Consider the following 14,140-nt stretch of genomic DNA (forward strand, 5'->3'; position numbering starts at 1 on the left):
TCAAAGCCTTACTGGTTATCCGCCGGCATGGGATGACGCAACGGAGGAAGGTAGGCCGGTCGTTCCGTCGACGGTACCGACGAAGCCGTCACCGTAGTAAGACGCAGTAACGACGATCCGGCTAACGATCGCGTTGTTAAAGTCGTCAAGTTCTTCGGACGGAACCCACAGTTCGACATCATCGCGGTCCCCCACCGTCTGGATATCGTATCGCGTCACGAAATCATCGTCGACATCGAATTCCGTCACAAAACCGCAGTGACCGGAAGCGTCATCCTTCGTGTTCCAATTGTTTGCAATTGCTGAAGCGTATTTGAAGTTCAATACGGGATAGAAGATCGGTTGATGTGCGAGACGAGGAGGGTACGCGGCCCATCCGGATTCGGCGATCAGTTCGAGTTCAGCTAAGCCAACTGGACGGTAGAGTCGCATGATGTTTTCAGTCGGAGAACGCTTGGGTTATGCGGGCAACGGCTAACGAGGAAAAGGATTGAATGACGAACGAATCAACCAACACGAACGACGCTGGAACTACGGTAGATGCCGTTGCTCCGTATCAACCCATTGTTATGGCGTCAGCGTTGCCGGAGCCGTATTACGATCAAGATGGAATCACGATTTATCACGGCGATTGTCGAGACGTGTTGCCGATGATTGAAGCGGATTTGGTGTTGACCGATCCGCCGTATGGCGTGACACAGCAGGAGTGGGACAGTATCGAATCAGTCAGAGACGTTGTGGCATCGGCACCGCTGGCAGTGTTCACGACAGGCGAGCGGCTGTTGGCGTCGTTGGTTGAGGCGTTGCCGAAACAGTATCGGCACATTTGGGTATGGGATCGCGTGAACCACAACACGGATTTTTTGAACGCCGCAAGGCGACCAATGCGGGCGCACGAATTGATTGCCGTGTTTTCGCGGGAAACACAGTACACGTTTGAGCCGGTGAAGTGGAAGGGCCACCAAGTCAGCAGAAAAACGCAAGGTGACAACGGCCACGGAACGTATGGCTTCGCTGGGAAGGGAAAAGACATTGGGAAGGTAAAGACGGACATGCACCCGAGGTCAATCATCTCGGTAAAGGGGCAGAAAACGTCTGGCGTAAATCACCCAACGGAGAAGCCGGTGGCGTTGTATGAATACCTGATCCAGTCGTACCCTGCTGAAATCACGGTTGACCCATACATGGGTAGCGGAACCACGTTGGTTGCGGCCCGAAATTGTGGACGCCGGTGCATCGGCATCGAGCGAGAGTTAGAGCATTGCGAAACAGCGGTGAGACGGTTAGCACAACGAGTGCTGTTCTGATCGCCATAACGTCAGCAATCACCGAGCGGCATCGGTGATCGTAACTTCAATTCACGCGCCGAATGCCGCTTCGGTGCATTGCATTGTTCTACGGCAAATCCGATGAAACAACTAAATATCACGTTCAGCAATCCGATTGATTTCTATTTGCTGGAAAAAATTGCGGAACTCGACATCGACGGGAAGCCAACAATTTACGCGCATGCTCAAGGCATCATCGTTGTGCTGCGTGGCGCGGAAGATTGGGATTATATTTCTTGGGAGGTTGACGCTGCGGACAAAGTAAACATCTACGGAGACTATCCAGAATTTGGAATGAGTCGCGGAAACGACAAGCGGCTGAAAGATGCCGTCACTTGTCCGTAGAACAATAGATTCAACCCTACTCAGTAGGGTCGTATTCGGTAGATGCCGTGATACGGGCCAAGTGAGTGGGGGCAGTTGAGTAATATCACCCAACTCGCTAGCGTGTTAGGTGATACTACTCTTTTTAATCAGTCGAGGCAATGCGGCCGCACGAAGGATCATTCTGATGACACTTTCTATGTTTGAAATGACCGTGGCGTCTGTAGAAGGATTGGGTGAAGGCGATCGGGATTGGTTCCCAAAATGGTTGCGTCGATACGCCATGACGTTCCCGAAAGGCCTCACTGACGAACTGCCTGTCAATCGCGATACCGCTTTGCGATTTTCTCGCAGCTTGTTGGAATCCGGTGCCCCGGCGTGGCAGCGTTGGCAGGCGGTAAGGTCACTCGAATGTTACCGTGACTTGGTGCTAGGACGCTCCGAACCAGATTTGTCAAAGATCATCGCGAAGCTCGCGCAGATGGGCAGGCAAGAACGCAATCGAGAGTTGCACCTGCCGCCGACTGAGCAAGAGCTTGCCCAAATTCGTGGCAAGGTGGATTCGGCAGAACCGGTGCTGATCCAGACAATGCGGGGGGACATGCGCGTCCTTCACTATTCGATGGCCACGGAGAAGGCATACGTGCGGTGGGTGAAGCGATTCATGGGGCACGTCGGGTCGATTGATCTGGCGTTATTCAATGAGAGAGACATCGAATCGTTCTTGACGAAGTTGGCGGTCGACGATCACGTGGCTGCCAGCACTCAGACGCAGGCGCAATCGTCATTGTTGTTTCTCTATGAATGCATTCTTGGAAAGCGAATCGGCTTTCTCAACGCGGTGCGTGTCAAACGTCCCGAGACGATGCCTGTGTGGTTCAGCCGCGAAGAGATAGGGCGACTGTTGGAGCAATTGACCGGGGTGCACCGAATCATGTTCTTGCTGATGTACGGGGCGGGCCTGCGTCACAAGGAATGCCGCCGATTGCGAATTAAGGACGTCTGGTTTGATGAGGGGCGTTTGTTAGTGCGTGATGGCAAGGGACAAAAGGATCGGATGACGTTCTTACCCAAGCAAGCGGTTGCCGACTTGCAGCGTCAGATCGCCTGGGCGACGCAGCGTCATCAGCAGGATTTGGAGGAGGGGTTTGACAAGGTGTATCTTCCGTTTGCGTTATCACGTAAATACCCTAATGCCGGGCGAGAGGTAGGGTGGCGTTGGGTGTTCCCTTCGCGGCAACGGTCACATGATAAGCGGAGTGGGAATGTATGGCGGCATCATATCAGTGAAGAACAGTTTGCGAAGGCGATCAAAGCAGCGCAAAAAGCAGCTGGTATCACCAAGAATGGGGTGCCGCATTCTCTTCGGCATAGCTTTGCGACTCATTTGGTTGAGGACGGAACGGATTTGCCAACGGTCCAGAAGCTGATGGGTCACAAGGATATCGAAACAACGATGAAATACGTGCATGTGGAGGTCGGATTCGAAAGCGGGCTGTTGAGCCCGATTGATCGCCTCGCATAGGACGAGAGCCATATGAGCAGTCTGCGCCTCTGTGCACTAAACCCGATGTTTGACGACGCTCGACATGTCGATGGTGCATCGAATGAGAAGGCTCAATCAGTACTGGTCACGCCGCTTTCGCTACGTCGAGGATTGCTAGCTTAACCGCGATCGCTTGCGACTCACGGATTTCGCGAGTGAACGAACTGGCTGCCTCCGAGTCAAGGTGCGGCACTCCGGGCGAATGAACCTACGGTCCCCTCGGTGGCACCGAGAGATGGTCCTAGTTGACTTAGTCCAGGTTGCTAATTGTGGAGTAGACGAGCCCTAGGGTCAATCTTTTTCTTAGCCGCTTGCCGGTTTTCCAGGTTCGCATGTTTATTTGCGACGCCGTGTGTCTAGGCGTTTCATGACTCTCTATCTCAACTGTCGTTTACCACCGCGGCTGATCGGCAGCGTTGGGAGATTGCTCCACCTGATAAGCGTGATTTCGAACCGACTAGCCGGTGCTGGGTTTCATCTCCGACTCCGGATTCCAAAATTATCGTCATCGTAAGATCGTTGTTTTGCAAAGTGGATTGTCCGCTCGGATGCATGGCTATCCGAGGAGGCAGCGGGCTGTTGCCGAACTACTTTTGGACCTCGGTCCTATACATAGGACGGTCGCTCTGGAGTCGTGATCGGGCGTCGCCATGATGGATTCATGGCAACGATCCAGGAACGCATTGACGATCTCGAGTCCCACAAAGACGCCCTCATTGTTGAGATGGCGACGGGAACGTTTGCGAAGCGAACCCGGCAGCGTTTCAAGGAGCTCGAGAATTTCGAGCCGGCCAAAATCATTGCGGTCATCGATCAGCGGATCGCTGAGTTGCGTGCCCAAGCCGACCCGATGTACGGCACCCTCGCCGCGGGACGACGCCGTGCGAGGTTGCAGCGATGATCGATGCGACCGATGTACTCCGCGGTCCCGATCCGCGTAAGAAGTCCCCGGAAACGCTCGCACAGCGTTCTCGACGGGCACTCGATCGAGTCATCATGACGGTCGCTCCGGTCCACGGCCAGCGTCGCCTCGCCGCTCGTGAGCGTGCGAAGTTGGAGGCTCAGTCGTCGGAGTTCCTTCGCAAGCGGATCCGGGCGCTCGAAAACAGCACGCTGGGGCACCCCTCGGTCGCACCCAACGAGCAGACGGATAAGAAGTGGATCGGCAACCGGCAATCCAACGACGATCAGCTGCAGGAGTCGCTCGTCGACATGCAGTTCCGGTCGCGGGAACGGCTAGACTAACCAACACGAAACCCGCAACCACCACTACACTGACGGCTAGCGTAGGCCAGTCCGTGCACCGGTTTGTTTGTTCGTGTAGCGTATGAACCATGTCCGTTGAAATCGCGTTCGGCTTCAACGCACACAACCGCATCAAGGCACGACGCCGTTCAGCGAACTTCCCCGTCAAATTGCGAAGTCAACCAGAGGTAGAAATCGGTGAGTGATCGAATCCAACTTCCGGCGATCAAAGACTTCAAACCTTTCTTGGGCTACAGCCCGGAGGATTTCGAAGCTGCGAAGGAATTTTATGGGGACATCGGCTTCGAGAAACTCTGGGACGGCGGCAATGCTTGCTGTTTCGATACTGGCATCGGACACATGTTTCTGGTCACGCTTCATCATGGTCTTGATCGATCCACCGCGGGCATGATGCAACTGTGGGTCGAAAGCGTGGATAGCTGGTACGATTACCTCCGACCGATGGAACTCGACCAAAAGTTCCCCGGGGTCAAGATAGCCGCACCAACCGTCGCAGAATGGGGTTGGCGGATCTTGTACGTCTGGGATCCAGGCGGCTGGCTGTTGCACATCGCCGAACCACACAGTGACGAGAACAGAGCGTTCTTTAACAATGCGTCATGGCTTGCAAAATGACGTAGCTGGTGAGACGTCGAATCACAAGGGACTGATCGCTTCATCGACTACGGGAACCACGAAGGTTGATTCTGCGCACATACCAACCACTAAGTTCACCGAAAAACCTTTTCTCCCGGCTCAATGCCGCATTTCTTTGCGATAGTTGCCAGCAGTCATTCCAACTCGTTCGCGGAAGAGGTTGGCGAGGTGCTGTACCGATCGGAAGTTGCATCGATCCGCGATTTGCGAAAGGGTCAAATCCGTCTCCGTTAAGTCCGCTTTCACAATCGCGAGTCGGGCCTGCATGATCGCTACGGTCGCTGAGCGTCCAACCGTAGCACGGAGCGACCGGTCGAGTGTGCTACGTGACACCGCAAGGTAATTGGCGACGTCCTCCGCTGTGATCGCTTTGCGTGCGTTATCTCGAATGTATCGAAGTGCGGTGGCGGCATCGGAATCTTCTACGGCAGTCACATCAGTCGACTGTCGCGTTACGATCCCGCGAGGCGCGATTAGCGTGCGAGCGGGAACGGTCTTTCCTCGCATTAATTGCTCAAGTGCCTCTGCGGCTTGGTATCCAACAGCCACGGCGTTGACATCCACGCTGCTGAGCGGAGGCGACGAGACCCGGCAGTACAAATCGTCATTATCGATGCCCAATACAGCAGCTTCCTCAGGAATTCTGAGGCCGAGACGCCGAGCGGCATCGAGAACAAAGTGCGCGTGTTCGTCGTCACAAGCGAGGATGGCGACTGGACGAGGTAACGCGGTAAGCCAACTGGTAAGCTCCGTCATCTCTCGTTGACTCCAACCGGTGTTTTGCGATGCTTTTTTTGGGAAGGGAAATAGGCTGCACGACATGCCCGCCTCACTGATCCGATTGAGAAAACGATTACGCCGCACGCTCATCCAACTGTATTTGTCACCGAACAAGTCGCACCAGCCAAAGTAACGAAAACCACGTTCTTGAAAGTGTGTGATCGCCGCGTCGATGATGCGTTCATTGTCCACGCCGACTAAAGGAAGACTTGCTTTCGGAGCACCACCACGCACATCGATCGTCGGCAACCCCGTTGCGATAACGGCTTTCGCCATGCGAGTCGAATCACAACGCACAATGATTCCCTCACCGGCCCACGTTTTCAGCCAACTGGGTGGCGTATCGTCGATGTTGCGTGGCTCTAGCCGCAAAGACCAAGCTCCATGTTCGGCGGCGTACCGAGCAACACCTTCAATGATTTGCCGGCCGTGGCCTCGCGACGTTTCCACCAACACCGCAATTTGCGCAATCTTTTTCATCTTGAATTGTCTCTCGCTATCAAGGTCTAAGAAGACACTCTAGCCGATCGATAGCATCCAGCCAGTTCTGCTGGGAAATAACGGTGGTTGGATTGCCGAGTGGCCCCAAGATGAAGGATGGGATGACAACAACAGCACCGACTTCGTCTATCGAAGACTGGTTTTATCCCGGCGTACTTTAGCCCATTTGATTTACCGGCACCGCATTGGGAACCCAAAAGCTCGATGGCGAAATTCTGCAACTGTTTATTTATTCCTGTCACTTGTGTCAGGGGTGTCAGCTGCTATCATCGCTTAGACAATGACTCTTATTGCAGCAGAACTCGACTGGCAAACTGGTGTTTCTATGGTCCGCAGGGCGATGAATTTCTTAGCGGGGATGAGTTGCTTCCTACTTGCAACTCAGACTGTTCTACTTGGGAATGACGCTCGGTTGGAACAACCGCCCGTTTTGGCGTTTTCGTCAACGGTTGAAACCGATTCGTTTCGTCCTGGCGTTAAGATTTTCACAGATCGAACTTACACGTGTCCGGCTGTTCCCGACGCCTTGATTGGGATGGCATTCATCCGAACTGTGATCAATGGATATCATGTTGTATGTCAGCATCCCGGAGTTGTTTACGCACTCACTCCCGCCGCCAATCGCAAAATGGCAGCAACCCAAGAAGACTACCTGGTAGAGCAGGGATTTACGGAAGTTGCGGGGAGTGAGTTCCAACTGTTTGGAACGAACGCAATCGACAAGGTGAAGGTGTTTCGGAAGTCGTTAGCCGTCGGAGACCAGTTGGTGGTCGCCAAATGGGCAGTGCTATTAGCTCCACGCGGAATCGAAATTACTCAATGGAAGCCACGGCCATGGTCTGAGAATGATGGGGAACTGCTCCACAACGGCATCCAACTTCCTCGGCTGTGGCCGCCGAGAAATATGGCGCAACAGGGCGACGGCCCGTTGCCGGTTCCCTACCTGGATTACCCACCCGGTGAGTTGCCAATCGACATGGGTCGGCAATTGTTTGTCGATGATTTCTTGATCGACAGTACCACCTTGCAGCGAACTTGGCACAAAGCACGTAAGTATGACGGCAATCCCGTGATGGAGCCTGACACCGATCTTGAATTGGGGAAACAGAGTGGACACGCTCCCATGGCGGCTCCGTTTAGTGGCGGTGTTTGGTATGACCCAACCGATCAAATTTATAAGATGTGGTATTGTGCTGGCTGGTTTGACGGGACTGCCTACGCGGTTAGCCGCGACGGAATCTCGTGGAGTCGGCCTGAGCTAGATGTCGAACCAGGGACCAATCGTGTGATCCCACGTCGCGGGCGTCGTGACTCCGCGGCCTTGATTCTAGATCCGTTTGCCACTCAACAAGAACCACGATTCAAGATGCTTGTCTGGGGACGACCGCAAGCGGGAGAGTTGTTTACATCTTCCGATGGCATCCACTGGAGCGAGCCTGTGTCGACAGGTCCGATGGGCGACCGAAGCACCATCTTCTTCAACCCGTTTAGGAAAAAGTGGGTTTACAGCATCCGTTCCTCATGGCGTGGCCGAACACGCAACTACAGTGAGCATGACGACCTTCTGAGTGGTGCCTCGGTTGCCAACCAAGTGCAATGGACGCGAGCGGACAACCTTGATCTACCTGATTCCCATGGGTTCTATGCGTTTCCTGATCGCGTAAAAAAGCCAATCTCGCCTGAGTTATACAACCTCGATGCGGTTGCTTATGAATCACTGATGTTGGGTGCGTTTGCAATTTACCAGGGGCCTTCCAATTCGGATTGTGAGGAAGAAGGAGTCCCCAAACTGACGGAGATCCATCTCGGGTTCAGTCGTGATGGATTTCATTGGCAACGGCCAGAAGATCGCACGCCGTTTATCGCGGCCAGTCGGAAGGAAGGCACGTGGGACCGTGGGTATTTGCATTCGAACGCTGCTGTCTGTTTGGTCGTTGGAGACGAGTTGTGGTTTCATTACACCGGATTTGCTGGTGATCCAGCCCGGAAGAGACTCGATATCTCGGCAAACGGTATGTATGCCAATGCTTCGACGGGGATTGCCAAACTGCGGCGTGACGGGTTCGCCAGCATGGATGCTGGAACCAACGGCGGCACATTGACCACCAAGCCGGTTCGGTTTAGAGGGAAGCGGTTGTTTGTCAATGTCGACTGCCCCGATGGAAGCCTTCGCGTCGAAGTGCTCGATGAAAACAGTCGTCCACTTGAAAAATTCTCCGCAGCGCGGTGCAGTGCGTTAACGGTCGACAGCACCTTGTCCGAAGTGACTTGGAAAGGTGTCAACGATCTGTCCAGTTTGACTGGCACGCCGGTCCGTTTCCGATTTCATCTGAACAATGGGCGATTGTATTCTTTTTGGGTTTCTCCAAATGCATCGGGTGCCAGCAACGGGTACGTTGCCGGTGGTGGGCCAGCTTTTGACGGTGCAATCGACATTGTTGGGAAAGATGATTGAAGCAGCATGAACATGGATTTAGCGGGGCCTTTCGGTCCGCCGTTCGTGGCACTGATTGCCACGATTTTGCTGCCTTGAGTTGTGCTTACGGCTGACCGCCTGCGATTTGGCCTCTTGCCGGCCGGCTACGGTCTAACTGTACGATTTAATTACGAATCATCGCCAACAATTTTCGTCAGGTGATCGGATGATGCGCAAACGGATGGTCTATTTCTCGGTTGTTGCCGGGTTGCTGTTGGTGGGTACGTTAACGTGGAATCTCACCGCTCGGGCGGCCTACGAGTCCGCCGAATACAAAGTCATCGAATCCGACGGCGACTTTGAAATCCGCGAGTACCCGGACCTCATACTGGCGGCGACGACCGCAAAACTCGACGCTCAAGGTCGCGACGGAAGCTTCATGAAGCTCTTTCGCTACATCTCTGGCGCGAACGATTCAGAACAAAAGATTTCCATGACGACTCCGGTATTCATGGAGAAAGACCAAACGGACGCGGAATCCCGAATGGGATTTGTCATGCCGAAGGAAGTCGCCGTTGAGGGCGTTCCGACACCAACCGGCGAAGGCGTGGCGATCCGGAAACGAGCGGGAGGACGCTTCGCCGTCTATCGATTCTCCGGCCGACTCGATGAAAAACTTGCCAAGGAGTCAGAAACGAAGCTGCGTGAGTGGATGAAAACAAAAGGCCTCACCGCAGCTCCCGATTCGCCCGGTTCCAGTAACATCGAATCCGCCGCCTATGATCCGCCCTTCACGCCCGGCCCGCTACGTCGTAACGAAATCCTAATTCGATTGAAATGAACCGTCCTTCCGATCAAACGCATTAAGCGAAGCGAACTCTCCTTCGAAAGCACGAGTCAACCCACGCCTTCATATGTGACGCAACGTTCTCACAATACACGAGGGCTCCGGGATCGACATCGATCTCATCGGAGCCTTCATGAAACGTTTGCAAATTTTTGCATGACCGAATCAGCCTGCTGCGTTACGGCTAAAGCTCACTTGGAGATCATCGTGTGATCCTTCCACGACGAGTTCTGTCGTGAAATTTTCTTCAGGTGGCGGTGCATCTTTCATTGCTTTTGCCATCGCTGCTCCCACCGCACCCTTGTCGCCTGATCCGACGAAGGTCAGCTCAGCCGGCTTGGGATGATCGTTGGTGATACTCACTCGGACATCGAACTGGCCCGTTCGCAAATTTGAGGTGGGTGGGACCGTGAATTGACCGGCAATAATAGGTGCCATCGCGGTTGGTGAGTCAACACCGGGTTTGGGCACCAAACTGATCTTTCCTTTCTCAACTGGCGTCCCGTCAACCGCAACGGTTCCGGACAACGTGATTCCGGATGGACCGCATGCGACGAAAGTACACAAGAAACACAATAGGGAAATCGAACGCAAACTGATGGCAAGTGACGGTTTTGAAGGCATTTGCATGAATGGGAAAACGGGTGGAGAAATTGGAAAATGTGGTGACGAGTATGCCACCGGCTAACTCTCATCGAGCGAGTGATCTTGTTGAACAAGACGCTGCCGAAAGAAAGTGCGAATCGATGTGTAGGTGGAACATCCTCTCGGGACTATCTCCCATACACGCACGCATTCAGAACGTACGATGACATCGAACCGCCCGCCCAACTTCAGAGTCGTGTGTTTCGAATGGACTCGGTGAGCAAACGGATCGAAAACGTCATCGCGCGGTTCCAGAATCCAAACCCGTAGGCTTGGATAAACATCCGGTTGAAACTCTGTGAACTGACGTTTCAGCTACATGGTTTCTGGTTTACTTCTCTCGTTTGTTGACTTCGTGCCCCGCCTTCGTCAACATCGCTGTCAACACGTCCTGAGCGACCGAGTAGGTAACGAAGTCGATCGAGCCATCAGCCATGACGAAATGAGATCCGCCTGGGTGATAGCTAAAGAAAAAGTGTTCGTCGTTATCGGGTCGGTTTCCGAGGCCACCCGTCGCATCGTCATCATCGAGTGGCCCGCCCAATCCGTCGGAGTTGACTGGGAATCCGTAGTAAGGAACGAAGCCGTCGCCTTGCTCGTCAGGCGAGTCGTAGCACAAAACGGAATGCCCCACACCGAACGGGACACCTGTGAAGGTCGTCAACCAGCCACCAGATTGCACAACGCCGGATTTTGCGGGGAACAAGCCTCGTTCTCCGATCAACAGCGTGTTACTGGTTCCGTCCAAGATCGAGGCAAATCGAACGGGTCCGAACGCGGAACCTTGGCTATGGAACATCCCGTCGGCCGTGTACTTAAACACTGACGGAAAGCCATTGAATCCGGCTGCACTCGTTCCGTGATATTGATTAGATGACCGGCCGTAATGGCCGCCGTTGCCGAAATAATTTGTCCCGGCACTCCTCGCGATCACGGAACTACCGAATCCAACGTTCACCGGAGTTTGCGACAGCGGATCACTGGGGCAATTCATGAGGTTGACCTCAGTTAAAATGGCATCGGCATCGAAGGTTGGACCGTAGATTTCCAACTTATCGGAATCGAGGTCAGGCTGCTCAACGAAAGGCATAACGCTGCGCAGCCAAGTCCGGCCCACACCGACGAAATTGTCGTTGTCTGCCGAAGCAGGGAACTGCTTGAAACTGCTTTCGTAGTTATGGAGGCCGAGCGCCAATTGACGCATATTGTTGCTACACGACATCCGACGAGCGGCTTCGCGTGCGGACTGCACGGCGGGCAAGAGCAGCCCTACCAGAACTCCGATGATGGCGATAACGACGAGCAATTCGACGAGTGTAAAACCAAGGCGGGGGGCAAACTTAACGTTCCTGTTTGTGCTCACAGCAATTCCTTATGAGGGGGGCAAACGGAGGGATGAGGGTGGGAGTTATCCAAACGGATCAACAACGCACGTTCTCAAAACGCTGCATGACTCTGATGTCATGTAGCGGTGAGCTTGATGAGATGATTCAAGAACGGTTGCGTCATCGAGGAACGACCGAAAGCAACGCGTGGACCACTCCTGCCCATCAAACAATCAGAACCTCAGTCACCCGGTTCGCATCCCATGTTTCTGCGGTAACCAACGTGCCTTAACGTGTCGCTAGCGATTGGCATCGCGTCCAAACGTCGCAACCGAAGGGCTAGTCTATATCTGGTTACAAATCCTGCATTTTGCGCACAACGCTATCTGCTCACGCGAGATGCTAAGTCTGTCAGCCCCGCCTGCTCATTTTTAACGCGGACTTGCTCAATTCGCATGCGGTCGACACCGAATCTGAGAACGTCAAATAGAATGGACCGCTATCCGTCCGGCGAAATCCCTAGACCTCACAAACACGCCTGCCCCCCTATTCGCAATACAGGGACACACACCGCATTGCAACTTCTGAATTCAAGATGCTGTACAAGATGTGAACTCGTGAACGCATACACACATTTTCACTACGACGGCATTCCATCACTGTTAACCATTCGCTTGCACTGTCAACGAGGTGTTGCGGGGCTGCTTTACTCCGCGAAACTGAACAAACGTTCTTCGCAAGCACGCAATCCTGCCAATGTGATGCGACACGATCAAACACAGTACAGCTAGTCACGTGGATCGATCATGTGACGCAGATGCTTTACAAGCATCTTTGTCACCATTTGTACACGCGGCATCAGCCAAAGCCTGCATTCACGATCAACCCTGCCCAAATTCAATGCCAACCGTTTGATACCCACGAGAGATCGCAACACCAACGGCGAGTTTGATTGCAACGCGTAACTCGCTGTAACGCATGTAGCGAGGAGAGTGATGAATTGCGATCGACAGTTCAGCCGCGGAAAATCGGTGCGGGGATCTGCACCGCCTCCAAACTCTTGAACGGATAAAACGTTTCAACATTGAATCCGAGGACCCACCGTCGAAAAACAAAATGTTTCGGTATCGCATTGATCGTCACGCGCGTTTCAGTGCGATGCTCACAGGCAAGGGCGATCATCGATGACAAGAGAGTCGAAACGTCGCGATATCCTGAGGGACATACCGCATCTCGACAGGTCCCCGATGCATGCCCATGTATCCCAACCACACTCGATGTCAATCGGATCGGATGGGTAATAGAAGTTGGATTGTGAGATGTCGGGGATCATTTTGATCATTCAGAAGACTTCACCAAAGTCGAAAGCATTTTTGTAAACGACGTAGGTTCACTTCCAACCAAAGGCCCTCAATTTGGCAGGTAGGAACCGGCCCTGCACCCCATATCGATTTTAAAAAAGCTCTCACTCGACAGTGCCAGTTGTTGGCAAACGTATTGGAGTTTTCGCCGCTCACGTAGCTGAGTCTTTCCGAGGCTCCGGAAGCGAGTAACCACGGGAATTCTCGGTCTCGGAAGACGCCGGGTGATTTAGTGCGCCGTTCCGCTAATTCTGAAACCTCGCAGTAGTTCAACCGAGGCTTCGAGAGACCGAGCTACGTAAAAAGTGATGCTGTCCAGCTAATGGCATCACCAGACCGCAAGCCACCGTTCCAACGGTTCGACCGGCACCAATGCCTTAACCGCTAGAGCGAATTCCCCCAATCATTCCTGGGATCCTGCGTTTTCCGGGACAAGCCGAAGTTTTGACGATCCGGTCGCCCTGGACGGGCCACCGCACCTCCATTTCCGGTTAGGATCTATGATATGGAATCGCTCCCCCAACACATCTACTTCATGCGATCCCATTCAAGTTGCTCGACACGGTAGGGTATTCAAGATGCAACGCTTTCCATTGATCGAAGAGGCCGATGCCCCGCCAGAGGTCCGCCAAACCTTCCGTGACTTCCAAGTCGGAATGGGGTTTCCTGAAGTGCCGAATTTCATTCGGATTCAGGGAACGTCGCCTGGAATGGTGACGGGCACGTGGGAACTTGCCAAAAACATTCTGCTGAGGGGGAAGCTGCCTCGATCCACGAAGGAACTTATCTTCGTGGCAATTGCGGTGGATCGTGAATGCGGTTATTGCCGAGACGCACACACGGCGTGTTGTCAAATGCTGGGCGTGGAAAACAACATTATCTGGGCGGTGATGAAAGGACTCACCGAGGAGCTTCCAAACCCCATTCGTGAAATCATTCAATTTGCGATTAAGTGTGCTGACGGTCCCCACAATCTGAACCAAGAGGACTTTGCCCGGCTCCGTCGCCAAAACTTAGACAGTGAGCAAATCCTCGAAGTGATCGCGACGGCGGCCATGGCGATATACTCAATCACCATTGCCGACGCGACGTTGCTCGATACTGATGAGATGTTCAAAGCAAAATAGCTTTCGACGCACGCCTAGCAGCGTGTTGATTTTCGCAT

At 53.6% G+C, this 14,140-nt stretch carries 15 protein-coding genes; 11 read left to right on the forward strand and 4 right to left on the reverse strand.

From position 1 onward, the window contains the following. Positions 1 to 15 precede the first annotated feature (15 nt). On the reverse strand, positions 16 to 432 hold the full coding sequence (locus NB063_RS26360; protein WP_250932044.1) for a hypothetical protein: 417 nt from the start codon (positions 430 to 432) through the stop codon (positions 16 to 18). Positions 433 to 494: 62 nt separating this feature from the next. Here NB063_RS26360 and NB063_RS26365 point away from each other — a divergent pair, with 62 nt between their 5' ends. The 7 genes from NB063_RS26365 (at position 495) to NB063_RS26390 (ending at position 5,079) form a co-directional block, all read left to right on the forward strand. Further along, a complete protein-coding gene (locus tag NB063_RS26365; RefSeq protein ID WP_250932045.1) occupies positions 495 to 1,307 on the forward strand; it encodes a DNA-methyltransferase in 813 nt (270 codons plus the stop codon). A gap of 102 nt (positions 1,308 to 1,409) precedes the next feature. Beyond that, complete coding sequence (locus NB063_RS26370) at positions 1,410 to 1,673, forward strand: hypothetical protein (RefSeq protein WP_250932046.1); 264 nt, start codon at positions 1,410 to 1,412, stop codon at positions 1,671 to 1,673. Between the two features lie 166 nt (positions 1,674 to 1,839). Continuing rightward, a complete protein-coding gene (locus NB063_RS26375; RefSeq protein ID WP_250932047.1) occupies positions 1,840 to 3,177 on the forward strand; it encodes an integron integrase in 1,338 nt (445 codons plus the stop codon). A 12-nt stretch (positions 3,178 to 3,189) separates the two neighbouring features. Continuing rightward, positions 3,190 to 3,321, forward strand: a complete 132-nt coding sequence (locus NB063_RS32345) for a hypothetical protein (RefSeq protein ID WP_261367611.1) — start codon at positions 3,190 to 3,192, stop codon at positions 3,319 to 3,321. 538 nt (positions 3,322 to 3,859) lie between these two features. Then, positions 3,860 to 4,099, forward strand: coding sequence for a hypothetical protein (locus NB063_RS26380; protein ID WP_250932048.1), 240 nt, complete (start codon positions 3,860 to 3,862; stop codon positions 4,097 to 4,099). Continuing rightward, complete coding sequence (locus NB063_RS26385) at positions 4,096 to 4,443, forward strand: hypothetical protein (protein ID WP_250932049.1); 348 nt, start codon at positions 4,096 to 4,098, stop codon at positions 4,441 to 4,443. The genes NB063_RS26380 and NB063_RS26385 overlap by 4 nt, the downstream gene beginning before the upstream one ends. A gap of 198 nt (positions 4,444 to 4,641) precedes the next feature. Continuing rightward, positions 4,642 to 5,079: a VOC family protein gene (locus NB063_RS26390; RefSeq protein ID WP_250932050.1), complete on the forward strand. Its 438-nt coding sequence runs from the start codon at positions 4,642 to 4,644 to the stop codon at positions 5,077 to 5,079. Between the two features lie 120 nt (positions 5,080 to 5,199). Here the strand turns inward: NB063_RS26390 and NB063_RS26395 are convergent, their stop codons facing one another. Beyond that, complete coding sequence (locus tag NB063_RS26395; protein ID WP_250932051.1) at positions 5,200 to 6,360, reverse strand: XylR family transcriptional regulator; 1,161 nt, start codon at positions 6,358 to 6,360, stop codon at positions 5,200 to 5,202. 301 nt (positions 6,361 to 6,661) lie between these two features. On the opposite strand from NB063_RS26395, the gene NB063_RS26400 reads away from it, so the two are divergent. Further along, on the forward strand, positions 6,662 to 8,836 hold the full coding sequence (locus tag NB063_RS26400; RefSeq protein ID WP_250932052.1) for a hypothetical protein: 2,175 nt from the start codon (positions 6,662 to 6,664) through the stop codon (positions 8,834 to 8,836). Positions 8,837 to 9,038: 202 nt separating this feature from the next. Continuing rightward, positions 9,039 to 9,638 (forward strand): SOUL family heme-binding protein, encoded by a 600-nt coding sequence (locus tag NB063_RS26405; RefSeq protein WP_407652730.1) that lies wholly within the window; start codon positions 9,039 to 9,041, stop codon positions 9,636 to 9,638. A 171-nt stretch (positions 9,639 to 9,809) separates the two neighbouring features. Here NB063_RS26405 and NB063_RS26410 read toward each other — a convergent pair whose 3' ends face one another. Together NB063_RS26410 and NB063_RS26415 are read right to left on the reverse strand one after the other, a co-directional pair. Beyond that, the gene (locus NB063_RS26410; protein ID WP_250932054.1) at positions 9,810 to 10,274 is read right to left on the reverse strand and encodes a hypothetical protein; all 465 of its coding nucleotides are present in this window, start codon (positions 10,272 to 10,274) and stop codon (positions 9,810 to 9,812) included. 346 nt (positions 10,275 to 10,620) lie between these two features. Next, the gene (locus tag NB063_RS26415) at positions 10,621 to 11,652 is read right to left on the reverse strand and encodes a DUF1559 family PulG-like putative transporter (RefSeq protein WP_250932055.1); all 1,032 of its coding nucleotides are present in this window, start codon (positions 11,650 to 11,652) and stop codon (positions 10,621 to 10,623) included. Positions 11,653 to 12,231: 579 nt separating this feature from the next. Here NB063_RS26415 and NB063_RS26420 point away from each other — a divergent pair. Both NB063_RS26420 and NB063_RS26425 read left to right on the forward strand, forming a co-directional pair. Then, entirely contained in the window at positions 12,232 to 12,405 is a 174-nt protein-coding gene (locus NB063_RS26420; protein WP_250932056.1) for a hypothetical protein, read from the forward strand. 1,148 nt (positions 12,406 to 13,553) lie between these two features. After that, positions 13,554 to 14,102, forward strand: coding sequence for a carboxymuconolactone decarboxylase family protein (locus NB063_RS26425; protein ID WP_250932057.1), 549 nt, complete (start codon positions 13,554 to 13,556; stop codon positions 14,100 to 14,102). Positions 14,103 to 14,140 lie beyond the last annotated feature (38 nt).

It is taken from the genome of Aporhodopirellula aestuarii (assembly GCF_023701485.1).
Lineage (GTDB): Bacteria > Planctomycetota > Planctomycetia > Pirellulales > Pirellulaceae > Rhodopirellula > Rhodopirellula aestuarii.